The following is a 23,339-nucleotide window of genomic DNA, read 5'->3' on the forward strand; positions in this document are numbered from 1 at the left end:
GCTGAGTAGATTGAGTCTGCGCTCGCAGATTCGCTCTGCTTAAACACGATTCCAGAGTGTATGAGCAATTCACTGCGAGGAAAGTTCCTGGTTGCCGGTTGCAAACTGCGCGACCCCAATTTCTTCAAGTCGGCTGTCCTGATCGTCGAACACGGGACCGACGGAGCAATGGGGCTTGTCGTGAATCAACCCACCAGTACCACTGTGTCGCATGCGCTTAAAGGCCATATTGAGCTGCCGAAAACGCGTGACCTTGTCTACTGTGGCGGTCCCGTCGAACCTGCCGCACTGTTTGTCATTCACAATTGCGCAAAACTGGACCCGGACGAATCTCCGATCATCCCTGGGGTATACATGGGAAGCAGTGCCGAGGTCTTCGAAGACATCGTCAGCCCCAACACTCAGAAGCCGTGTGCCTCGAAATACAGAATCTTCTGCGGCTGTGCAGGCTGGGAACCGGGGCAACTCGAAGACGAACTCTCTCGGGGGGACTGGCTGATTGTTCCAGCGAAATCAGACTACGTCTTCCACCAGGATCCGTACGCCATCTGGGACGAACTCGTCGCTCAATCCCAGAAATCGCGTCGCCTCTTCAACTTTCAATGCGAACATCCTGAGTGGAACTGAGCAAGTTTCTGCGAGGTCTGCCGCTCCTTAACATGCCCAGCCAATGACCGGTCCGACTTCGTGTTCAACAGAGCGTGTGAACGCACCTGATGCTGCATGGGCGTTGGCGTCTCACCCGCGCTTCAGGTGGTTTAAGCGTTCTGGTCCATCGAAGTGAGTCTCGCTTCTTCCTGCTTAGACATCCGGTACAGTGAAACTCCAAGACCGGTCACAATTGTCGCTGGCATCGTCAGCATGAAGAAAATGCTGTACATATAAGCCCGAGGCCGAGCCGCGACTGCGGGATCGGTCGAATCTTCGTGTGCAATCTTGCACATCGGGCAAGCCTGAACTGGCTGAGCGGTGAGCGCGAATCCGCCTGCGATCATCAGGCAGAGAATCTTCAGTGTTCGTTGCATCAGAGGCTCCTGAACCTGAGCTGAATCGATCTGCTTCCACGACCAGTCAGAGACCGTTCAACACCACACGCTGTCAATTACAATGCTGTCACATCCAATACAGCATAAAGTAAATCACGACGCCAGTCACGGAAACATAGAGCCAAACCGGGAACGTCACTTTTGCCCAGCGGTGATGAACGCGACGCTCGCGTCCCAGTGCTGCCAACTGATCTGGAGTGGCGTTGCCAGGATAGGCTTTCAGGCCATTTCGAATTGTGATGATTGCCAACACTGGAACCATGGCCGCCAGAATGACGTGAGAGATCAGAATCGCGAAGTAGACAGGGCGAATGATGCCTGTTCCATTGAACGGTCGTCCACGCAGCCCTGCATAATGATGCAATGCCCAGTGCGAGGTCAGATAGCAGACAAGGAAGACGATCGACACCAGAAACGCAGTCAGCATCAATCGCTTATGGAGGCGAAACTTTGCGGCCTTTGCAGCGAAGACCCCCATCAACAACAGCAACGTCGAGAGGCTGTTCAACATGGCGTTTGTTGCCGGCAATCGCTTCGCCCAGTCCGGTAACTTATCCAGTGGATTCTCTTTCTGAACGACCGCGTTTCCTTCGGCATCCAAAGTCGCAGGGCGATATTTCACTGGGGTCGCGATCTGCCCCTTCAGAACCTTCTTTAAGACTTCAACTTCAAATGCAGCGCCGCTGTCATAGCGTCCCTGAATGACGCCATTCTTGTCGACATGCACCAGCTGGTTAGTATGAGCAAACTCCATCCCCGGCAGTTTCTTCGTTCCGACATTTTCCCATGCCGCGACTTTGAAGCCCTTGCGAATCAGGTTCCAGACCTGATCAGGCTCACCGGTGCAAAACAGCCAACGATCTTTGGTTGCGTTCCAGGTGTCGGAAAACTCTTTCATCAACGGAACGCTGTCGTGCTCCGGATCGACAGTGATGGTCACGAAACGAACGGGAACATCTGCCAGTTCCTGATTCAGTTCCATAATTTTCCGACTCATCATAGGACAATGGGTCACGCATCGTGCGAACACAAAGTTCGCAACCCATTGAGTTCCCAGAAGAGACTCTCTAGTAACCGGATCTCCCCATTGATCGACAAGCTGAAACTCCCCAACGTGCTTGGCGTCCCAAACAATTGGAGCCTCGTCAGGTGAAAGCTGTACGAACGGAGGAACATCGTCGCCCGGCTCAAGCACGATTGCCGCAGCGGGAACATTTGCCTCATCTGCAGCGACCGCATCAGAGATCAGTGTCAGCATGCCGAGCATGAGTGCAACAAGCATGACTGCTGAACGCCCAGTCCCGATTCGATCAAACATAGCGACACACATTATTGAGTTCAAAATTCGGCAGCGAACGCTGGATCGATGCCATTTGAGCCAATCCAGAAATTGAATTGTGTTTCTCGCCTTCTTCAGATGAGAAAGCCGAGCTCGACCACTTCGTCCGTCGAACAGGTCTAGACCGGACGGTCGCGGCGAGTAATCCACACGTCGATCGACAGCAACGCCAATGCGAAGACGGTCGTCACCAACAAGCAAACCCAGAATGGAGGGAAGTTGGCAAGTGCCGCCTGATCTGTCGTTAAAACACGGCGCAATCCTGCCACGCCGTAGGTCAATGGATTCAGTCGAATCAACCAGGTCATCCAAACGCTGCCGGTCCCTGGGAAGAACGCACCTGACAACAGCCACATCGGCAACAGGACCAGACTCATGACACCGTGATAACCTTGCACGGAATCAATCTTCCAGGCAAAGAAATAGCCTAATGCAGTCAGCCCAAGCGAAATCAGCGCGAGGAACAATGCCGCCCCCAACAACGTGATGGGGTTGAATGGCATGTTCATTGGTGGAGCAAGTCCGACGAACTGCAGCAGTGGCGCCGCGATAATGAACAGGAACGCCTGCAGCAGTGCGAGGAATGTCCCTCCCAGTACTTTTCCCATCACGATCGAGGACCGTGGAACCGGAGCGACAAGAACTCCCTGTAGAAAACCTTCATTCCGATCCTGAATGACAGAGATGGAAGAGAAGATCGAGGTGAACAGAACAATCAGAACTGCGATCCCAGGGAGAAAGTATTCCTGAAACGAGACACCTGACTGGGCGTCACCACCGCCAAACTGAAATGAACCAGACAACCCGGCCCCGAACAGAATCCAGAACAGAATCGGCTGACCGATTGCTCCCATGACTCGTGAACGCTGCCTCAAAAAACGAACAACCTCTCGCACGGCGAGCGTCCATGACGCCCAAAGCCATGCATTTTTCGGTTGAATGGCAGATGCTTGCGACTGGTTCATAACGAAATAGCATTTTCAAAAAGTGATTCGAAGTCTCTGCGGATCCGAAAACAAGATCGACCTGCCAGCACCCTCAGCAATTTCATTTCAGACAACACCTGCCCGGCTACTGGATGAGACAATTCGAATCTCAACGTCACCGCTGCATGGCCGAATCTGAAGCTGAGTCCCTTAGTGCTTCTTCTTTTTCTTCTTTGGATCCGGATCTGTTTCAACAGAGATCAATCCACGGCCCGTCAATTTTATAAAGACGTCTTCCAACGTTGGTTTTCCGACAGTCAGTGAGCGGAACTCGCCGGGGAATGCTGTTGCAATCTCCATCAGCAGTTCGTGCCCACGTTCCCGTTCCACTCGAATCGCGGCACCAACGCGTTGGCACTGAACACCAAATCGTTGCTCTAGACTCTTTACAAAGGCTTCTGGCTGTTCGGCGTTGATCGTGACACTGTCCCCGCCGACCATTTCCCGCAACTCGTCAGGACGTCCGAGGGCAATCAACTTGCCTTGATCGAGAATTGCCAATCGACTGCAGCGTTCCGCTTCTTCCATCAGGTGAGTCGTCACTAGGATCGTCACACCAAAATCGCGCTGCAGTGTTTCCAGAATCTTCCACAACTCGTGGCGAGCCCCCGGATCGAGTCCGGTACTCGGTTCATCCAGTAACAGAATCTTCGGGGCATGCAGCAGACATTTTGCAATCTCAACACGACGCTTCAAACCACCGGAGAGGCGTTCTGCAAAGTCCCCTGCCCGTTCAGCAACTCCAAGCTGTTCAAGCACGGTATCGCAACGGTCTTTCAAGGCCTTCCCGGAGAGCCCGTACAAGTGTCCCTGATGAATCAGGTTTTCCCGGACGGTCAATTTAATGTCCAGACTTGGCGCCTGAAATGTGACGCCAATCAGGCGACGAACCGCATCAGGGTTACGAAGAAGATCTTGCCCCCCTAATTCAACACGCCCCTTCTGCAACGGCATCAGTGTTGAAAGGATGCGAAAAAGTGTTGTCTTGCCGCTACCGTTCGGGCCAAGCAATCCAAAGATATCGCCTTGAGGAACGTCGAAACTGACTCCGGCAAGAGCTTGACGCTCCCCATAACGGTGTTCGACCTGATCAACGACAACGGCTGGCATATGGATTCAGACTGATTCTTTGAAGGGATAGACAACTGCGTGTTACGGCATTGATTTCAGGGACCAACTGAATGCGAAAATGGCTTTCACAACAAACGACTCTACCAGAATCGGCTCTCAATCAGAACAGCCACCGTGCTGATGAACTCGCAATCAGGAAAGCAGCTTGCCTCGTATGCCAATCCGACTGAGACATCGAACAGCAAGCGTTTTCAAATGCCGCTCGTCTGGTGTTCACTGCGAATCGACAAATTCACCTGACTCACTTTGCCGGGACATGGTCAGTCGAATGAGTTGCAGCGCCAGTTTTCGGGTGACTGGCATCAGCCTGCCTGTCAGCTGCAAGGCGAGCCTGAGGCGTATCATCGACATAGTACTGCATGGCGATATCAGGAGCCAAACCGATCACCAGTCCAACGGCAAGGATTGTCGTTGGAGAAAGGATGATGTACTTCCACTTACCTTCGAATTTCAGGTGCATGAAATACGTCATTACAAACATGGCCTTAGCGACCGCGACAGCCAGCACCAGCGTGACCAGAACCACCGAAGGCAAGTGAACAAGATCGAATGCGACTGACAGAACTGTGCACGCGCACAAGGCCATGAAAATCATGAAGTAATTGACGTTCGGATGGCCTTCAACATGCGATTGTGATGAATTGTGCATGCTTCGAACTCTCTAAAGGCCAATGAAATCAACTCGCAAGTCACGCGATTTTCTGTAAAGCGCAGAACTCCGACTCGCTCTCAGTTGCCTGAGCCGGAACACACTCATCTACCGACCATTCAATGCGGATCAATTCCGGAAACTAAATATTCCCGGGAAGGATGTACAACAACGGAAACAGAAAGATCCAGACAAGATCAACAAAGTGCCAGTACAGTCCACTGTTCTCGACGTAATTTGACCAGCGCTCATTCAATCGTGATCCCTGAAGCAGGACGACGGTGAACAGAATAATGCCGACAATGACATGGATCGCGTGAAACCCTGTCATCAGGAAGTAGGTGGACGCAAACAGATTTCCGAAAACAATCGGCTGACGAACTTCGAGTGAACCGAGCAAATCTCGGTACTGATACTTCGCAGCGGTGACACTCTTCGAGTCAATCACTTCCCAGGCACTTCCTGCACTGCGAAATGCGTCCTGCCCCGGCTTCACTTCAGGGATGGCCAATGCCGAAACAACGGTCTCCCCTTCTCCTGCACTCTGCCCGTGCTTGTGGTCAGCAGAATGAGCAATTTCTGACGGGGAAGCGAGAACACCCGTTCGCTCTGTTCCGCCAATCGTGAAGACGCCGGTGTTGCGCAGTTCAAATAATCTGTCTTCAGCAGACGCCAACGTCACAATGTTTTTGGAAACGTCGTCGCGAAATTGAGTATATGCCTGATAAAGGCTAAACCAGTTCTGCAAGGTTTCTTTACGGGCGACATCTTCAGTCGCTCCGAGTTCCTCTTGCAACTTTGCCTGCTTCTCATGCGGCAACCCGGGACCGGGGATCAACTTGTCGAGTTCACGGTCGCTATGCTTCAGCCAATCGTCCCGCAACATCTGCACAGATCGCAACGCTGATTCAGGAATCTGACCAGGCAGAATCCGATGCTGGAACTTCCCGTAATATTCAACGCCCTTGATTCCCAGAAAGAAGATCGCACAGACAAACGTCAGGGCCAGAAAGTTCCACGCCCTCTGATACTTCCCGGCCGCCATTGCCTCATGGGCGACGACCACGAAGTAGCTGGAGGTCAGCAGAACAAACGTATTTAACGCCCCTGCCCAGATTTTGATGTGAGTCACATTGGAATCCGTCGGCCATCCCGGCGATCCAAAGTACAGCACAATATAGGCGCCGATAAACGCGGTGAAGAACATGATCTCGGTGCCAAGAAACAGCCACAAGCCAAGCTTCCCATTAGGAATGGGGAGCCCCATTTTCAGGGCCGGAGTGTGCTGACTGGCGCTGTGCGACATCCTGTGATGTTCCCTATCGGCGGTATCTATAAAGCAGGTGATCTAACAGAAATTCACTGAAAGCCCCTGCAGGTATCAGTTCATCAATCGTAGGTGGTCGAGAATCAAAGCAAGCATCACAACCGGGAGATACACAAGTGAAATCCAGAGTAATCGGCGAGCGTCGCGACGAGACTCTGTTCTCTGGAACTGCACGGCCATCCAGGCATACATGATCCCCAGAATGATCGCCACAACTCCATAAACGTCGCTGCACAATCCCCAATGGGCTGGCAGCAGACTGATTGGAAGCAACACGACGGCATACGCCGAAGAAATGGCTCCGGTGATTCCCGGTCGTCCATTGGCAGGCAGCATTTTCAGGCCGGCCATCTCGTACTGATCTCGATAGAGCCAGGCAATCGCCAGAAAGTGTGGAAACTGCCAGACGAACACGATTGCAAACAAGCTAAACGCACCTGCATCCAATGGAGCTCCTGAAGCCGCCCATCCCAGTACAGGTGGCAGCGCTCCCGGGACCGCTCCAATCACAGTACACAATGACGTGTAACGCTTCAGCGGTGTGTAACAGACAGAGTAAAGCAGGATCGTCGCGAGTGTCAGCCAGGCTGTCATCGGGTTCACGACGAAATACAGATACACAACAGAAATGACGGCACAAGCAATTGCGAATAACGTCACTTCCAGCACCGAGAGCTTCGCCGAGGCCAAAGGACGATCTTTCGTCCGTGGCATTTTGGCGTCGGTCTTGCGCTCAATAATCTGATTGAACGAGCTTGAAGCGACGACTGCCAGCAGAATCCCGAAGCAGGCATGCACCAGCGGAATGGTCTGCCAATCCCCGCGTAAGCCCAGCACATACCCGACCGATGTTGCCAGCAACACCATCAGGCCAATGCGAGGCTTCGCAAGCATTTTGTAAGCAGCCAGCCGACCGGTTTGTGGCACTGCCAGATCAAACTGGTTGGAAACAGAGTCGTCCGCAGTTGATGAATGCGGAATTGAGGGAGCCAGACTGTTCATGAACGGCCTCCACTGGTCGCCTGATGCAACTCAGAAGAAGCGGCGCCCGCAGATGCGGATTCCGATGAGACAGCGGCGAGTCGATAAACTTTTAACACGTTAACCACAGCAACCATAAGGATGACGGCTCCCCAGACCATATGAAGTGTTCGCAATGAAACTGCCTGAATCGAATCGGCAACTGCGACATACCCCATTGCGGGAAAACCATATTTCAATACCCAGGTTTTCAATCCGAATAGAACCTGAGTCAGGGCGATCAGCAGCAACACGACTGCAGATCGTCTCAACCAAGGGTGCTTCTGCCGATAGGCGAGTACCGTATTCACGATGATCGCTATCAGAGCAACAAACCCCAGCCCAAGGTGCTCATGCAGACCAGTTCCCTGATGGCGGATCAAACTGCCATACAGGTACTGAGTCAGAATCAGCACAACACAAACGATGCTTGACCGTTTGAGAATTCCCAGAGAAGTTATGGTCGTGGATTCGGACGCGACTTGCCATTGCGGATTGGTCACGGCAACCATCGTTCCCATCAGCGAGAAAACGATCGAAGCGAAAATACCATGCAACATCGCCAGTCCACGGTCGTCCAGCTGAACACGGAAACCTCCCAGAAGGCCCTGGCAGATCACCCCAAGCAGTATTCCGATTGCCAGTCGACGAACCCAGCGGCGATCTTCGATACGAAATGCCACAACGACAAGCAGGATTGACCACAGGCCAACAACCATTCCGGCCAGTCGATGCCCATGCTCAAGAAACTTATCCCAGTTCTTGGCAAAGTCTTGCAGCCAAGGATAGGTCACCATGAAATAGCCGTCACTGGTCGGCCAGTCGGTGAACGCCATTCCTGCATTTTTGGAAGTGGTCAGCGCACCAAAAATGAGAGTCACCAACGCAAGCACGACTTCCGTGATGGCGAGGTAATAAAAAGTCCGCGAGGGTTTTACCTGAGTACTCATGAATCAATGTCGTTTCCCCAAGGCTACGTTCGCCTCGGCGACTGAAGTTTCGAGCAAGAAGCTCGGCAGTATGCAGGTGGGCAGATTCAAATCAGAACCGGAGGGTCCGAGACGCTCACCTGCGGAAATTTGGCAGGAAGGGAAGGGCTCAGCTCTTCTTTCGGATCGGAGGTTCCCATTGTGGCCAATAGTCTTCCGTTCGATCCGGGTGAGAATACTCATAAGGACCACGGTAGCAGACTGCTGGAACATCAAAGTTTCCATGCCCCGGTGGAGATGGAGTCATCCACTCCAGACCGTTGGCATGCCATGGGTTTCGGCCGACTTCTTCTTTCGAGAACCAGCTGAACACAAAGTTGAAGATCAGAATAAACTGAGCAAAGCCCATCACCATCGCACAAACCGTCATGAACTGGTTCATCGGCAACAGGTGCTCAAGATATGGGTACAGGAATGGGTCGGCATAGCGTCGCGGCATCCCTGCAACTCCGAGCAAGTGCATCGGAAAGAAGGTGCCGTTAAACCCGATGAAGGTCAGGAGGAAGTGCAGTTTTCCCCAAGTCTCGTTCATCTTCCGGCCAAACATTTTTGGATACCAGAAGTGAATCGCAGCGAAGACACCAAACAACGTTGCTCCAAACAGCACATAGTGGAAGTGAGCAACAATGAAGTAGGTATCGTGGAAGTACACATCCACTGGCACTGCAGCCATGAAGATGCCAGAGAGTCCCCCGACGATAAACATCGAGACAAACGCAATACAGTTCAGGAAGACCGTATTGAACTCAGGTCGTCCACCCCAGATTGTTCCAATCCAGTTGAAGACCTTAACTCCAGATGGCAGCGCGATCATGACCGTTGAGATCATGAATGTCATGCCGATGAACGGATTCATCCCCGAGGTAAACATGTGGTGTCCCCACACGATGAAACCGAGACCAGCAATGGCCGCCATCGAATAAACCATCGGCTTATAACCGAAGATCGGCTTACGGCACATGCAGGCGAGCATATCCGAAACCATCCCCATCGCCGGCAACAGCATGATGTAAACGGCAGGGTGAGAGTAGAACCAGAACAGGTGTTGCCACAACAATGGCTGACCGCCTCCAAGTGTCGGATCAGCATTATTGACGACCAGATCAGCAGGCTTGAAGAAGCAAGTACCAAACGTTCGATCCGCAAGCAGCATGAACCCCGCTGCGGTGAGCACCGGCAAGGCGAACGCCTGCAGAATCGCAGTGATAAACATCGACCAGATCGTCAACGGCATGCGGAAAAGCGTCATGCCTGGCGCGCGCATGTTGATAATGGTCGTCATGTAGTTAATTGAGCCCATCATCGACGAGAAGCCGACAAACGTCACTGCAAGTAACCACCAGAATTGAGCTGCTTCTGAACCCGGCGCCGCTTCAGGGAGAGCAGACAGAACCGGATATGAAGTCCAGCCTTGAGCTGCACCGGCATTCAAACCGCCTCGCACCCCAGATGCTTCGCCCCCAACGCCTGTTGCGAGTGCAAAACAGACAATCGCCGGCCACATGAACCAGTAGCTCAATGCGTTCAACAGCGGGAACGCCATATCGTCTGCACCGATCATCAACGGAATCAGAAAGTTTCCGAACGCACCGGCCAGCACGGGAATGATCACCAGAAAGATCATGATCGATGCATGCATGGTAAACAGCATCGTGTAAAACTCAGGCGTGATCTGTCCGCCCATCTCCGCATTCTTCGCCACCAGCTGACCGAAGATCGGCATCTGTTCCCACGGGAAAGCCAGCTGCCAGCGAATCGCCAAGGCCAGAGCGCCACCAACCATCATCATGAACATCGTTGTCAGCAGAAACTGAATCCCGATGATCTTGTGATCTGTCGAAAATTTGTAGACCTGCTTGAGCAACGCCAAGTGATCATCCCCGTGGGCGGGATGGGCACCGTCATTGGCGGCGGCAGTCGGAGGCAGGACAACGGAACTCACCTTGGAACTCCCAATCAATCGGTTGGCGATTCACACATTTTTCGCCTGGCGGCGACGTTTCGATCCAACCGTCGAGTTGAAATCATTCTTTTCTGTCAGCAGCCGCAACCTGCGATCAGCTGACCCACGCTTACTGACGAGACTCACTCGGTAGCGACAGCGGCTTCGTCTTTGACGCCGTCATAGTTTTGCTGACGCTGCAACTCTTTCAGATATGCCAAAAAATCTTCTTCGGTCTGAACGACCAGTCGTGCATTCATTTTGTAATGCCCCCACCCACAGAGTTCAGCACACAATAATTGATGCTGATTCGGGTGATCGGCTTCAAACCAGACAGGAATGATAATGCCGGGAACAGCGTCCTGCTTCACTCGCAAATCCGGAATGAACAGCGAGTGCTGCACATCCTGAGATTTCAGATTCACCATTGCTGGAGAACCTGCTGGGATTCGCAGATCGTTGACCGAGTACAAGTCCGTTGGCTGCGGTTCCCGCTGCAATGTCAACAGGTTGCCATTTGCATCAAATCCTGGATAGCGAATTCGCCATTCAAACTGTCTGGCAGTCAACTCCGCAATCGCCAGACTGTCTCGCTCAGTTCGCTTCTGTCCCAGTCGCGTTAAGACTTCTTCCATTCGCTTTTTGGGAAAGGAATCTGTGACGCGAAACTCTGCCCAGACATCCAGCTGGTAAAGTGCGATGAACAGCAGCACGACAGCGGGAACAACACTCCACAGAACTTCGAGTTCATGACGTCCGTGAGAATACCAGGCCCGCTTCTCTGAACCAGATTCTGTTCGGCGTGCTCCCTGAAAGAGCACGTATCCCAAACCCACCTGAGTCCCGATGAAAACAATCGTGGTGATCCAAAGGATCACGTAAAACAAGTGATCAATTCGTCGACCAAGGGGATTGGGAGATTCAGTATGAAACCACCATCCTTGTGACGGCGCAATCAGGCAGACTGCGACTGCCAGAATCGGCCAGATCATGAAGAATACACACCAGAACCACTTCACTTGTTGAACCCCGATCTCGGACTTGCGATGGCCAATGGTTTGAAGTGATTGAAGTAATCCAGACAGGCACCATGCCTACGCCTGAGCACTTCTACGAAAATCAGTTGGTCGCAACATCCTGGGGGATTTTGGCCGAGGTTGTCGCCTGTTTCAATCCGTCACCCGCCTGAGGTGCGTCAAATCGCACACTATACAGAAAGTTCACGATATCCCAGATATCCTGATCCTTTAATTTTGTTCCAAACGCAGGCATCGGTGTTCCCTTGATCCCTGCATGCACACGGGCATAAAGGTCGATCGGCCGGCGGCCTCCGCGGTAAATTCCGGTATGCAGATTTCGTGGAGGGTTCGGATTCCCCCAAGTGTCATACAGGCCGGGCTTTGGATTGTCTTTTCCGGTCTCGAGGTCTTTTGTAATCGAAAACTGCTGTGGTCCATCGCCGAAACCCGCTTCCCCGTGACAGGCGAAGCAGTTCAAATCAGCCGACAAGTACCATTTTCGGCCGCGCTCAATGGACTCTGGATCATTCCCCACCCATTTTTCCTGAGGGGTAACGAGCGCTGAAGGAGATTGAGCACTCTGCCAGCGGGAGACCATCATGTTGACCGCATTGTCAAACTCATACAGCAATTCTTCAGGATCATTCGCGAGTTCATAGAACTCTTTCGCGATCTTGTCATAGGTTTCATAGTCTTCCGAACCAGACTGCTTCTCTTTCAGACCGGCCTCAACTCGCTCGGAAACAGCGACCTTGGAATAGTCGGTCATCAGGTACTTCACAAGCTGATACTCGGCTTCTCCTCGCATGGACAACCAAAGCACATACTCGATGACAGAATCCATCTCCTCTGGACTAAGCAGTTTGAATGATGGCATGTAGGTTCCCGGCATCCCGTCATTGATGATCCGCTTGAGGTCATCACGGCTGGCACGCTCAGAAGCCTGAGTCAGAGTGTATTTGAAGATCCCTTTTCGGTAATCGCGTGGTCTCGGGTTAAGATATTGTGCGGTTGGGCCCGCTCCATCTCCCGACATGCCATGACAATGCTGACAGTGCTCTGCATACAGGTGCCGCCCTCGAACCAAAACTTGTCCCGGGCCAATCAGCGCCTTTGCCCCCACAACCGGCAATGTTTCCAGCTTGGTTTCAAACGTTGCTGTTTGAGTTTTTGCATCCCACTCAGAGATCCAGGCACTTTCCTTGCCAGCCAGATCGCCGGTCACCCAGATAACTTCAGTTCCTGGTGTGATTTCCGGATGGTCTTCAGGCAGGGTGAATGCGACCCTGGTTTTCCCTGTCTCATTCGAGGCCAGTTCAACCACACCTTCTGCAAGACTCGCATTCAGCTTCAACTTATCCCAGACGACTACGTCGGAGACGTCACCGAAGTAGTTGTCCAGAACCTTGCTGACGTATTCCTGCGCGAACCCTTCGAGGTCATGAAAATCTGTACGATGCGAGAACTCCGGCTTTTTACAACCGGGGAGCAGCATCAACATCGCGATAATGAAAACGGAAGTTCTCACCAGACAATCTCAACTTTTCAAGTAGGTGCATCTCGACGAGATGCGAAACGGAGTCACTCGAGACCATCCCTGCCAGCTAACAACTGGAATCAGGATTCGTCGCCGCTCTCTTCAGTTGCGGCAGGCATTTCTGGCCCGACGTGAATTTTGATGTCTTCTGTCGTCTGCACTTTGGTCGGCGTGCGAGATGATTCTACCCTGCACCCAACCATTGTGCCGAAAATCAGGCTTGCGACTGTGAGCACAAGCAACACCACAAGGGCATCAGCCATACTGAAACGGACCACTCTCAACAGTGACACCGACATATGACAAATGCTTTCTCTACCACCAGTTTCAAACAAAAAACGAACACACGACAAGCTGCGGGCCTGAGCCAGCAGCTCAAATCACCAAGTCTGCCCCAGCAATCTTGCTGCTGAAACGTCGATTGTCTTCTCGACAGACCCGTTTTCTGGAATGTCCACAACGAAGCGGTTCTCGATTCGCCCCAGACCTTCGTGCCAAACAATAAATTCATGCTGCCCTGCAGGGACTCCTGTGATTTCAAATGTCCCATCAGGCTTCGTGATCGCCACCCAAGGGTGGTCCAATGGCAATGTCCAGGTTCCCAGCCATTTGTGGGATGTTGACGCAACCCAAATCGGATTCCGCTCAGGAAACTGAAAACCAGATTCCAGAACATCTTCTTTACCAACCGGGACATTCAGCAGGAGCTTATTCGCCACCCCGGAAGCACGCAGCTTCGGAGTCAGAACATCATTATTCACAACCTTCAACGGCTGACCAACTCGAACGACGGAACACCGAGGCTCAAATCGTCCATCTTTCAGCGTCAATGACACTGGCTCCGTAGAAGCAGCAGGAACTTCGGTATTCGGGATTCTTGAGAGATAAACATAGACGTTTGCCAGCCCGCCATCCTGACTGACGAGAATAGACTGGTCTTCGATTTTCCCTGAGGGGTGCTTTGCTCCCCTGAGCAGCTTGCCCCCTTCAGCCAGCATCGCGATTTGACTCTTCGTCCCCTTCACAACGACACGCCCTTTGAGCGTTCCAAATGTTGTGATTTTTTCTTCTGACGACTCCGGCGCTTCGACTTCTGTTGAAGGAGCTTCATCGTACAAAAGGCGAACAGAGACAGGTGCCGAGGCTCCCCCTCCGACTCCCTGTTTGCGCGGACTATCCCCACAGCCTGCTGACAACAGCATGCTCAAGCAAACAGACAGTATCAAACCGCTTTTCATACGAATGACAGAGCGTTTTTGTGAAGTTGATCGGACGTCAAAGCTGACTGACATCAAATCTTCATGGCGGGAAAACGAAGACGATTCAGTCAGAAAATTCAGGTGGGACTTCAATGCATCTGGCCTACAAAACGGCCATTGAACATCTCGGTAATAGTGTACGGTTTAGAGATTGTACAGGAACATTGCATCGACCGTCGCTTGTGTCAGGCCAAAATTCTCGCCATTGAACACCCGTTCCCGAACATTTTTCCCCAACTGGGAAAGTCAGAACAGCCGGAAACCTTTCGGGGCAATCGAGAAAAATTTGTATCCCCTCAGCTCCCCACAACAGAGAACCAATCCGCAACATACTCGCATTACATATGTTACAGAATCCGCAACAGTGGTCACACCTGCTACCGCGACAGCCAAACCCTCGGGACGCTACACACCGTCTCCCAAAGAAATTGAGACTTCCGAATAACAGGACGCCGTTCCCAGACCTGATAGTCAATTCGCTCCACCGCTTCGAGAATCATCAGCCCGCCGCGGACAAAGAGATCGATATCAAACTTGAGCCGTCCCGGCATCTTCCCCACGAGAGGTTGCCCCGCCAGCAAGAATTCGCGCGCCCGAGCGACTTCAAACCGCAATAACGCCTGAAACTTCGGTGTCGTCCGCCGCATCTCCATCATCTCATCCGTGACCCGAAACCGAACGCGATCCTCTTCCGGAAGATAGATCCGTCCGATCTCATAATCTCGAGCGACATCCTGCCAGAAATTTGCCAACTGCAGGCCAGTACAGACACGATCTGACAGCACAGCATTCTCACGATTCAACCGACCACATAACGCCAAAACGATTCTTCCAACAGGGTTTGCGCTACGCCTGCAATAATCCTCCAGTTGAGAGAATGTCTCATATCGAGTGACCGACTGGTCCTGCACGAAGGCAGCAATCAGATCATCAAACAAAGACTTCTGGAGATCGAATTGGCGAATCGTTGGCAGAAGTGCCACAAAAACAGGGTGCGAGACTTCCCCGAGATAGCAACGGTCTAACTCCGACTGCCACCACGCAAGAAGCTTCACTCCTTGCGCTGTGCTCCCGGATTCGTCGCCAAGATCGTCTGCCCAGCGACAAAATGCGTAAACGTTATAGAAATGTTGACGCAAACGCTTCGGCAGCAAGATGGATACAACAGGAAAGTTCTCGTATTGGGTCGTTGCGAGCCTGCGGCAATACGCCTCTGCATCAACCTGGCCGATTTCCGACCAGGTCCGATCGGGCCCCCAACGCTCCAGATCTTCAATGACGAGACTGCTGCCCATGGAGTGCATACCCGGCAAGCACTGAAAATGACCGCGCCAATGCGCACCAACAAAGCAGCGCATAAATAAAGTGCCGGTCCGCAACTGCAGAAACCGGCACTTCATGAATTCAATATCCCGGAGTCAACTTGCCAAAGCAACTCATCACTCCGAGTCATGCGAGCACTCAAGAACTATGTCTTGATCCCAGCTCGTTTCAGCCGGCGAGCCTTTGAGCTAGCTGGGCGTTTTCCGTGATTGGCTTTTTTCAGACGACGTTGTGTTTTGGCCATGACTACCTCACTGATTTTATTATCTCCGGCAGGGACATGGCCGGACAACCTCATGTTTCGAGAAGCCGAATAGTGTATCGGCCGAAAGTCGACTGGGGAAGCGACTTTTAAGAATCTGCTTCGGTCGACAGAAAAATCGCGACGCATTTTTCCGTAACTTCGGATTTCCCTTTGGATGTCCTGACGTTCGGAGTTGCGTCAATGTGTGTAAAACAAGATGATTATTTACCTTGCAAATCGAGAAACGCTCACGCAATTGCCTGCGGAGCGTCCGGTTCGAGATCGATCTCGCCGCAGAATTCCATTCCTTAATTCTGGCGAAAATTGCTCGAACCAACGTGCGGGAAGCCCGTCATTCCAGTCACCGCACAGATTTCTCCAAGGTCTCAATCACCGAATTCGCAACCAAAACGCCGTTTGAAACTTCCTATAGAACCATGTCCAACGAAGTCGCATTTCAAACCAACATCGGCAACGGCCCATCACACACTTACGGAATCCAGGAAGTGTTGACGGCCTGTCCAGCAACCGGACAACTGCTGGACATTCAATACGACTGGAACAAGGTTCAGGTTCCAAAATCGTTGCGAGAATTTGAAAGTCGCTGGAGCCAACGCTCGAATCCGCTGAACTTCAGCGGGGTGTGGCGTTTCCGCGAGCTGCTTCCATTCGCTCCGGACAACCAGATCGTCACGATTGGTGAAGGCCAGACGATTCTCCAGAACTCGAACCATGTTGCAAAATACGTGGGGATGAACGCCGGTGGGCTGTTCCTTCAATACGAAGGACTGAATCCATCTGGCTCATTCAAAGACAACGGAATGACCGCGGCCACGACTCACGCCAGAATGGTTGGAGCCAAGATTGCAGCCTGTGCTTCGACTGGAAACACCAGTGCTTCGTTGGCGATTTACGCTGGAACCACCGGATTGCTTCGCGTCATTGTCTTTGTCGGCAGCGGAAAAATCGCCTACGGCAAGCTGTCTCAGGCACTCGACTACGGGGCAACCACACTGCAGATCGAAGGGGACTTCGACGACGCACTCAAACAAGTTCGCGACGTCTGCAAGCAGGGAGGAATCTACCTGTGCAACAGTGTGAACCCGTTCCGGCTGGAAGGTCAGAAGACCATCATGTACCGCGTTCTGGAAGGACTCAACTGGGAAGTTCCAGACTGGATCGTCGTCCCGGGCGGGAACCTGGGCAACTCGAGCGCGTTTGGTAAAGCATTCATCGAACTGAAGCAGCTCGGGCTCATCGACCGTATTCCACGACTGGCAGTCATCAACGCGGCCGGTGCGAACACGCTCTACCAGCTTTATGAAAAGCAGGGACTGCGATGGAATGGCGGCAGCCCTGACTCCCAAATGATTGAGTCGTTCTACAAAAACATGGACGACAAGAACAATCGAGCCAGCACGCTCGCTAGCGCCATCGAAATCAATCGCCCTGTCAATCTGGAGAAATGCTTGCGGGCACTGGATGCCTGCGACGGAGTTGTTCGCGAAGTCACAGACGAAGAAATTCTCGACGCGAAAGCTCAGGTTGGAGCCGGTGGGTTCGGATGCGAACCTGCCAGTGGAGCAAGTGTCGCGGGCGCGAAACTTCTTCGTGAGCAAGGAATCATTGCCCCAAGTGATCGTGTCGTATGCATCCTGACCGGGCACCAACTAAAGGATCCTACAGCAACGGTTCACTATCACGCTGGGGACTCTAAGGGAAATGCGACAGGTCGATTCCAGAATCGCCCGATCGTTGTTCAAAATAATCTCGATTCAATTCTGGAAGTCATCAATAAAGTTTGTTAGGTATATCCACCTGTCGATATACCAATGCAGTTGAATCAATCTGAGGCACGCCGTAAAAAATGATCGGCAACGCACGATTGACGATGATCTGAACTGGTCAGACCACCTGAACCGTTCTGCAGGAGAATCGGGATGTTGAGCCCATTCGAAGAACTCGAGTACCTGGCTGAATATCTTCCTGACGAGGGAGAGAAGATCATCGTCTCTCGTGAGTCAGGTGAGCTGGTATGCCATCCATTCCATAACACCAGCGACCTGCGAGACGGCGTCGACGACTCTGAACTTTATGGTCTGCTTGTTCAGTCAAACGAACAACTGACACGATGCAACCTGTTTCCGCTGTTGGTGGCGGCAACACTGGTTTTCTGGAGTACGATTTTCGTTCATGGAATCATGGACGTCTCCATGAAACGCTGGTATCTGATCCCGGGACTGGCGTTTCTGTCGCTGTATGTGGCCCTGTATTGGGGGAAAGTTTGCCAGCATCAGCTCTTCTACACGACTCTGCTTCCGCAGCTGAAGAAGGAACTGGTACGACGCAAAATCAAGCCGCTTTCATTGCTTGCCGGAGTTCGACAGCACGGTGAGCTACGAACTCTCTTCAACGAGTTGAGCACCTGGATGCCGGACCGCAACTCACCAGTAAAGTAGTCTGCTTCAAGGTGACGTTTGTCACGGCTTCTACACTCAATGCGGCTGAGTGAGTCAAGAATTCTAAATCGTGACCTGAGTCCGGATTCGACTGACAAACCTCTGCACCGGAACGCAGCACCAAACAAAAAAGGGAAGCCTGATTTCAGGCTTCCCTTCATTTTTTCCACTGGCGTCGCTCGCCATCAGATCAGTTTCATCCGACCATCAACATTACATCGGAGTTGCTGCGGCATTCTTCTCCGGAATTCGATCATCCACGTCAGTCGCCAATCCAATTGCTCGGAGGAAACTGATTGACCACCAGGTCATATCAAATTCCCACCAGCGATGACCGGCACGAGCCAGACGGGGGTGAGCATGATGGTTGTTGTGCCAACCTTCGCCATAGGCAAACAATGCAACCCACCACAGGTTCCGAGAAGCATCTGTTGTCTCGTAGTTCCGGTACCCCCACAGGTGAGTAGCGGAATTCACAAACCAGGTGCTGTGATAAGCGAGAACCAGACGGACGCACATTGCCCACAGGAACATTGACAGGCCGCCAAAATACAGCAATGCCAGACCTGATGCCCACAGCCAGAGAGCGAAGGTTCGCTCAAAGAATCGCAACATTGGATCACGGCACAAGTCCGGAGCATAGTACTGATACAGCAACTGCTTCTTGCGGTCAGTTGTTTTAACCATCATCCACCACAGGTGTGACCACCAAGGGCCTTCCAGTGGAGAGTGCGGGTCACCAGGCTGATCGGAGTGTCCATGATGGACACGGTGAGTCGCTGCCCACATCAGGGGAGTTCCTTCACCAGCAATTGTTCCGCAAAGAATCCCGACGAACTTGGCTGGGTTCTTCAATTTCAAAGAGCGGTGTGACAGACAGCGGTGGAATGTCATGCAGATCCCGATGCTGCATGTTGCCCAGTGCAACACGAGAGCAACAAGCACTGCCTGCCAGGTAAAATAGAACGGAGCAAACAAGCACCCGATATGCATCGCAAGCATCCAGGCCACAACGACCCAGTCCAGATTGCGAAGCTTCAGGTTGTCTTTATAGAAGTAGGAAACCAGTTCAGCACGTTCACGAGCGGCAACGCTCATCTGCTTCGGTGCCGCTTCAGTTGAAGAACCTTGCGAAATCTCGTCGGCGACTGACTCCGCAGCAAATGCCTCAGCATCCACGGCAGCGTCATCCCCCTGTGAATCAAAAGTGGTTGAAGACATATGGAGAGCTCTTTCGTCTCAAAAGTGGCACGTTTCCCATACCACCTGACAGTGTTCGCCACAAACTCGCACTTCACCTGGGTGTTCTAAAACTGGGTGCTCTCTGAGCAACCATTTTCGAAGAACCACGTCCATCCAGCGTGAGAAAGCGACATTAAAGTGGAAGGCGTTGTATCAGATTATCGCCAGATCTGTGTCAGAACGGCGGAAAACTTCAGTCAAACTTTTGCCACAACTGTCAAAGTATTGTCACAAGCAACGCAACACCATAACATGTTTCCAAAGTGAGACTTACAACTCCGAATCGCAGCGACATCTGATTGTTTAATCACATTGACAGCTTCCACTCCCGTCTGAATACAGACAAACCGCAAGGAGAATGCGAATGAAAACCGTTGTACAGCTCTGTGCCGGAATTGCTCTGCTCCTTTTTTCTGGAATCCTGATGAACTCCGGTCTCGCTGAAAACAAGAAGTCAACGTCGGTACTACGACATGTTGTTCTCTTCACATTCACCCCGGAAGCGACGAAAGAACAGATCGATCACATCGTCACGGAATTCCAGAAGCTTCCATCCCGAATCAAAGAGATCAAGGACTTTGAATGGGGAACCGACAACAGTCCTGAGAAGTTGTCAAAGGGTCACACTCACTGCTTCCTCGTGACCTTTGCGACAGAAGCCGATCGCGACGCGTACCTTCCTCACCCGGAACACTTGAAGTTCGTTGCCCAACTGAAGCCACTTCTCAAAGACGTCACCGTCATTGACTATTGGTCAAAAGAGTAGCGCAAAAAAAGAGCCTGCCAGTTCATACCAACTCATGCAGTCTGTTTCCTGAAGAGGACTCAAACTGCATGAGTTTCGTTTTCCATTGGCGTGAAGCAGACTATTTCCAAAGGAAGCAGGTTGCCGCCAAGACGAGCAGTGAGAGTGCGATGGCGTCAGCCCGACCCAAACGTCCACTATGAGAGTGTCTGCGAAGATACCCCAGCACAGCCCCCGTCGGGCATCCATACTGGCAATATCCCATCGGCAGGAAGACAGAGAGAATGATGCCCCCGATTGCGATTGCAATCGTTGCCCATCCTGCCGCTCTCCATGCATAGGCATCAAACGGCTCAAGATCGACGAGACTCAACGACCATTCCAGCATGGGAACCAGAACAACCACTGCCAGAAGAATGGGTCTCACAAGGTGCAAGGCTTTAATGAGTCGAACAGGCCGGCGTTTCCACTTCCACTTTCTTGGCAGCAGTTGTTGTAACGCTCCGTGCGGACAGATGTGATCACAATAGAGATTCTGACCTGCTGCAACGGGAACAATGATCGCAGCAGCTGCGAGTACAACGAGTCCCAGCGAATTGGCGACAGGAATTCCACTTTGGGCCCAACCAACAAACATGGCCATCGATAAGAGGTCACCATTGATGAAGCCCATCACCGCAATCAACAGAATCTGATAGCATCGTCGAATCCAGATTCGCCCTCGACACCATTTTGATCCAATCACAAACCCGAGGATCACAATGGCGATGGTCACGGCTGCATTGACTCGCATGACGTCCGTACGCTTCTGCTCGTCGAGGCGCACTTCACGAATTTTTTGCAGTTTTTCCGCTGCAAGCAACAAGCCTTCCGCCACTGTCTGGCTGGTCATTGTCGCTCCGGAGACGCCTTCGATTCTGGCTTCTTTCCACTTGATCTTTGCCCAATCTTCGACCTTCTTCTTATTGAAGATTTCAGCAAACCAGGAATCTCCGCGTGCGTACCCAACATAGGGTTCGTTATCAAAACTCTGATCAATAACGAGTCCGAGAATCGTCCCGTCCACTCTCATTGCCAGAAACGCCCGAGAGGGGCCTTGGTATCCCACCAGCTCGTCAGCGACAGGGGAATTGGAAAGCAGTGCCCCGAGATGGTTTCCTTTTGCATCGGACACATTCCACAACTCTGGAACCTGCCCATCCTGTTGAACCTCCGTTGCATCCGGAAACAGTTTTCTGGCATTCTCAACCGTATATGCCTGTGGAAACTTCAGTGATCCCGGCTGTTGTCCGAGTCGAGCCTGAACTCCTTGAAGAATTGCGAGACTCGTCAGTGTGGCTCCTGAAACAGCATCAACCTTGGCGGCTGCGGCCTGACGCGCATCCAGTCCCTTCATCGCAGACAGAAATCGCTGGTCCTTCTGAATCAACTCAACATGATCTCGAGTATCCCGACTGGTCAGGATCTGTACTCCGGTCATTTTCCCCTGCTGATCAAATCCGATCAGACAATTGGTAGGCCCTGAGAAGCCGAGATACTGAACGGCTTCTGGAAATGTCTGAATGACGTAACCAACCGGTGTCTCTCCGGCCAGAACGATTCGTCCCCCATGCGATTCCGCAACCCCCAGAGACGAAGCATCTGGAAAGAGAGTCTGGATCTGCTCAAGAGTGACGGAATCTAAGCCAGATGCTCGCTCTTTTGACAAAAACCTGGCGTGTTGCCAGTTCATCAACAGCAGAATGAGTGCGATGATTCCGATTCGCAAAGAGTGTACGAGAGCGATCCGAAATCGTGGGCGGCGTGATGGATTTCGGACTTCCGACAGAGCCATGTTCAGAGCCACTCAAGCACCCGGGAATTCGGTGATCGTTCTCAAACTCTGACTTCGCCCAACAAGATTGAGAACGTGACAGCGCCGCGACATAATAGAACACAGGCAAGGAAAGTTAAAATCTGTCTATAGCCGATTCATCTGAATGGACCGGAATCCCGACTCCGGCCTGTTCTCGAATCACAAATTGACGTCGCGATTGATCCGACTGCCGCAATAACATTTTTTGAAACATGGTGATCCATGGTCAATCCTTCCGCACAAGTTCTTGATGTCTTCTCCACGCAGCTTGGGTGGATGGCCATTCGCGGAACACCAACAGGATTATCGGCGCTCACATTTGGGCATGACAACGCCGAATCAGCACTCGCTGCCTTGAATGAAACCGGTGAAGGTCTCAACAAACGCGGTGACTGGGTCAAGGGAACGCGTGATCTGCTGAAAGCGTTCAGTCGTGGGGAAGAAGTCGATCTGTCGGAAATCCCGCTCGACCTGACACATCGATCACCATTCGAACAGCGAGTCCGGCAGCAACTCTTGTCTGTCAGCTATGGCCAGACAATTTCTTACAAAGAACTGGCTGAAGCGTCTGGCAGTCCCAAAGCGGCGAGAGCAGTCGGGACAATCATGGCCAAGAACCCGATCCCATTAGTCATTCCCTGCCATCGTGTGCTTGGATCAGGAGGACGACTTGGAGGGTACTCTGCACCATCTGGTCTCGATATGAAACGGGCGTTGTTGAAGATGGAACGCCGCATCGCGCAATCGTAAGCACTCAATTCATTCGCGAGCGAGATCGCGCGTCGTGGCAATCGATCGCAGATGCAATAGAACAACTCGCCGAGATCGAATCGTTCGACATCGGCGAGTTGTGTTCTGGCACTCAAGAATTGAGAGACATCAAGCCCAAAGAAGAACAGGTACTGGAGCTCCGCGCATTTTCGTGACAAACACGGTATCAACAGGATCGATCTCCATTCAACTTCGTCCTTGCTTCAGAATTGGACGGAGGGCGGATGGCATGAGATCATCCTGTTCACAAAGGGCTGTACTTTTTCTCCATGCCACTGCTTTACCACCACGCGACAAAACTCCACGAATGTTTCCGCCAGCCGCTCAACAGTGAACGCAGCGATATTGCCAAGTATTGATTTTTGAGGCTGTTCAGTCACGAATACAGCCTTTCATCCCGGCAGAAAAAAGGCAATTTCGCTGAAGAAAAGGAATGACTGTCGTGTCCTTCCATTT

Annotated in this window: 21 protein-coding genes; 5 read left to right on the forward strand and 16 right to left on the reverse strand. The window is 52.1% G+C overall.

Annotated elements, in window-relative coordinates:
* Positions 1-60: 60 nt before the first annotated feature.
* Positions 61-627: a YqgE/AlgH family protein gene (locus tag SH527x_RS07950; RefSeq protein ID WP_437194122.1), complete on the forward strand. Its 567-nt coding sequence runs from the start codon at positions 61-63 to the stop codon at positions 625-627.
* A gap of 131 nt (positions 628-758) precedes the next feature.
* Here the strand turns inward: SH527x_RS07950 and SH527x_RS07955 are convergent, their stop codons facing one another.
* The 14 genes from SH527x_RS07955 to SH527x_RS08020 form a co-directional block, all read right to left on the reverse strand.
* The gene (locus SH527x_RS07955) at positions 759-1,025 is read right to left on the reverse strand and encodes a hypothetical protein (RefSeq protein WP_437194123.1); all 267 of its coding nucleotides are present in this window, start codon (positions 1,023-1,025) and stop codon (positions 759-761) included.
* A gap of 88 nt (positions 1,026-1,113) precedes the next feature.
* Entirely contained in the window at positions 1,114-2,376 is a 1,263-nt protein-coding gene (locus tag SH527x_RS07960; RefSeq protein WP_437194124.1) for a DUF420 domain-containing protein, read from the reverse strand.
* Positions 2,377-2,504: 128 nt separating this feature from the next.
* Positions 2,505-3,350 carry an ABC transporter permease gene (locus SH527x_RS07965; RefSeq protein ID WP_437194125.1) on the reverse strand — a complete coding sequence of 282 codons (846 nt, stop codon included), beginning with the start codon at positions 3,348-3,350 and terminating at the stop codon, positions 2,505-2,507.
* Positions 3,351-3,521: 171 nt separating this feature from the next.
* A complete protein-coding gene (locus tag SH527x_RS07970; RefSeq protein ID WP_437194126.1) occupies positions 3,522-4,481 on the reverse strand; it encodes an ATP-binding cassette domain-containing protein in 960 nt (319 codons plus the stop codon).
* Positions 4,482-4,743: 262 nt separating this feature from the next.
* The gene (locus SH527x_RS07975) at positions 4,744-5,151 is read right to left on the reverse strand and encodes a cytochrome C oxidase subunit IV family protein (protein ID WP_437194127.1); all 408 of its coding nucleotides are present in this window, start codon (positions 5,149-5,151) and stop codon (positions 4,744-4,746) included.
* 142 nt (positions 5,152-5,293) lie between these two features.
* Positions 5,294-6,457, reverse strand: coding sequence for a cytochrome c oxidase subunit 3 (locus SH527x_RS07980; RefSeq protein ID WP_437194128.1), 1,164 nt, complete (start codon positions 6,455-6,457; stop codon positions 5,294-5,296).
* A gap of 75 nt (positions 6,458-6,532) precedes the next feature.
* Positions 6,533-7,480, reverse strand: coding sequence for a heme o synthase (gene cyoE / locus SH527x_RS07985; RefSeq protein WP_437194129.1), 948 nt, complete (start codon positions 7,478-7,480; stop codon positions 6,533-6,535).
* Complete coding sequence (locus tag SH527x_RS07990) at positions 7,477-8,448, reverse strand: COX15/CtaA family protein (RefSeq protein WP_437194130.1); 972 nt, start codon at positions 8,446-8,448, stop codon at positions 7,477-7,479. The genes cyoE and SH527x_RS07990 overlap by 4 nt, the downstream gene beginning before the upstream one ends.
* Positions 8,449-8,596: 148 nt before the next feature.
* Positions 8,597-10,429: a cytochrome c oxidase subunit I gene (locus SH527x_RS07995; protein ID WP_437194131.1), complete on the reverse strand. Its 1,833-nt coding sequence runs from the start codon at positions 10,427-10,429 to the stop codon at positions 8,597-8,599.
* 143 nt (positions 10,430-10,572) lie between these two features.
* Positions 10,573-11,421 (reverse strand): cytochrome c oxidase subunit II, encoded by an 849-nt coding sequence (locus SH527x_RS08000; RefSeq protein WP_437194132.1) that lies wholly within the window; start codon positions 11,419-11,421, stop codon positions 10,573-10,575.
* Positions 11,422-11,548: 127 nt separating this feature from the next.
* Positions 11,549-12,976, reverse strand: coding sequence for a c-type cytochrome (locus SH527x_RS08005; protein ID WP_437194133.1), 1,428 nt, complete (start codon positions 12,974-12,976; stop codon positions 11,549-11,551).
* A 389-nt stretch (positions 12,977-13,365) separates the two neighbouring features.
* Complete coding sequence (locus SH527x_RS08010) at positions 13,366-14,277, reverse strand: hypothetical protein (protein ID WP_437194134.1); 912 nt, start codon at positions 14,275-14,277, stop codon at positions 13,366-13,368.
* A gap of 344 nt (positions 14,278-14,621) precedes the next feature.
* Positions 14,622-15,539, reverse strand: a complete 918-nt coding sequence (gene hpnC / locus SH527x_RS08015) for a squalene synthase HpnC (protein ID WP_437194135.1) — start codon at positions 15,537-15,539, stop codon at positions 14,622-14,624.
* 173 nt (positions 15,540-15,712) lie between these two features.
* Positions 15,713-15,811, reverse strand: coding sequence for a 50S ribosomal protein bL37 (locus SH527x_RS08020; protein ID WP_437194136.1), 99 nt, complete (start codon positions 15,809-15,811; stop codon positions 15,713-15,715).
* Between the two features lie 437 nt (positions 15,812-16,248).
* Here SH527x_RS08020 and thrC point away from each other — a divergent pair, with 437 nt between their 5' ends.
* Both thrC and SH527x_RS08030 read left to right on the forward strand, forming a co-directional pair.
* A complete protein-coding gene (gene thrC / locus SH527x_RS08025) occupies positions 16,249-17,619 on the forward strand; it encodes a threonine synthase (protein ID WP_437194137.1) in 1,371 nt (456 codons plus the stop codon).
* A 132-nt stretch (positions 17,620-17,751) separates the two neighbouring features.
* Positions 17,752-18,270 carry a hypothetical protein gene (locus SH527x_RS08030; protein WP_437194138.1) on the forward strand — a complete coding sequence of 173 codons (519 nt, stop codon included), beginning with the start codon at positions 17,752-17,754 and terminating at the stop codon, positions 18,268-18,270.
* 213 nt (positions 18,271-18,483) lie between these two features.
* Here SH527x_RS08030 and SH527x_RS08035 read toward each other — a convergent pair whose 3' ends face one another.
* Positions 18,484-19,491 (reverse strand): acyl-CoA desaturase, encoded by a 1,008-nt coding sequence (locus SH527x_RS08035; RefSeq protein ID WP_437194139.1) that lies wholly within the window; start codon positions 19,489-19,491, stop codon positions 18,484-18,486.
* A gap of 385 nt (positions 19,492-19,876) precedes the next feature.
* Between SH527x_RS08035 and SH527x_RS08040 the strand changes: the two genes are divergently transcribed.
* Positions 19,877-20,278 carry a Dabb family protein gene (locus SH527x_RS08040; RefSeq protein ID WP_437194140.1) on the forward strand — a complete coding sequence of 134 codons (402 nt, stop codon included), beginning with the start codon at positions 19,877-19,879 and terminating at the stop codon, positions 20,276-20,278.
* Positions 20,279-20,378: 100 nt separating this feature from the next.
* Here SH527x_RS08040 and SH527x_RS08045 read toward each other — a convergent pair whose 3' ends face one another.
* Positions 20,379-22,091: an FMN-binding protein gene (locus SH527x_RS08045; protein WP_437194141.1), complete on the reverse strand. Its 1,713-nt coding sequence runs from the start codon at positions 22,089-22,091 to the stop codon at positions 20,379-20,381.
* Positions 22,092-22,334: 243 nt separating this feature from the next.
* Between SH527x_RS08045 and SH527x_RS08050 the strand changes: the two genes are divergently transcribed.
* Positions 22,335-22,862, forward strand: coding sequence for a methylated-DNA--[protein]-cysteine S-methyltransferase (locus SH527x_RS08050; protein WP_437194142.1), 528 nt, complete (start codon positions 22,335-22,337; stop codon positions 22,860-22,862).
* Positions 22,863-23,339 lie beyond the last annotated feature (477 nt).

It is taken from the genome of Planctomicrobium limosum (genome assembly GCF_051465645.1).
In the GTDB taxonomy this organism is placed as follows: Bacteria; Planctomycetota; Planctomycetia; order Planctomycetales; family Planctomycetaceae; genus Planctomicrobium.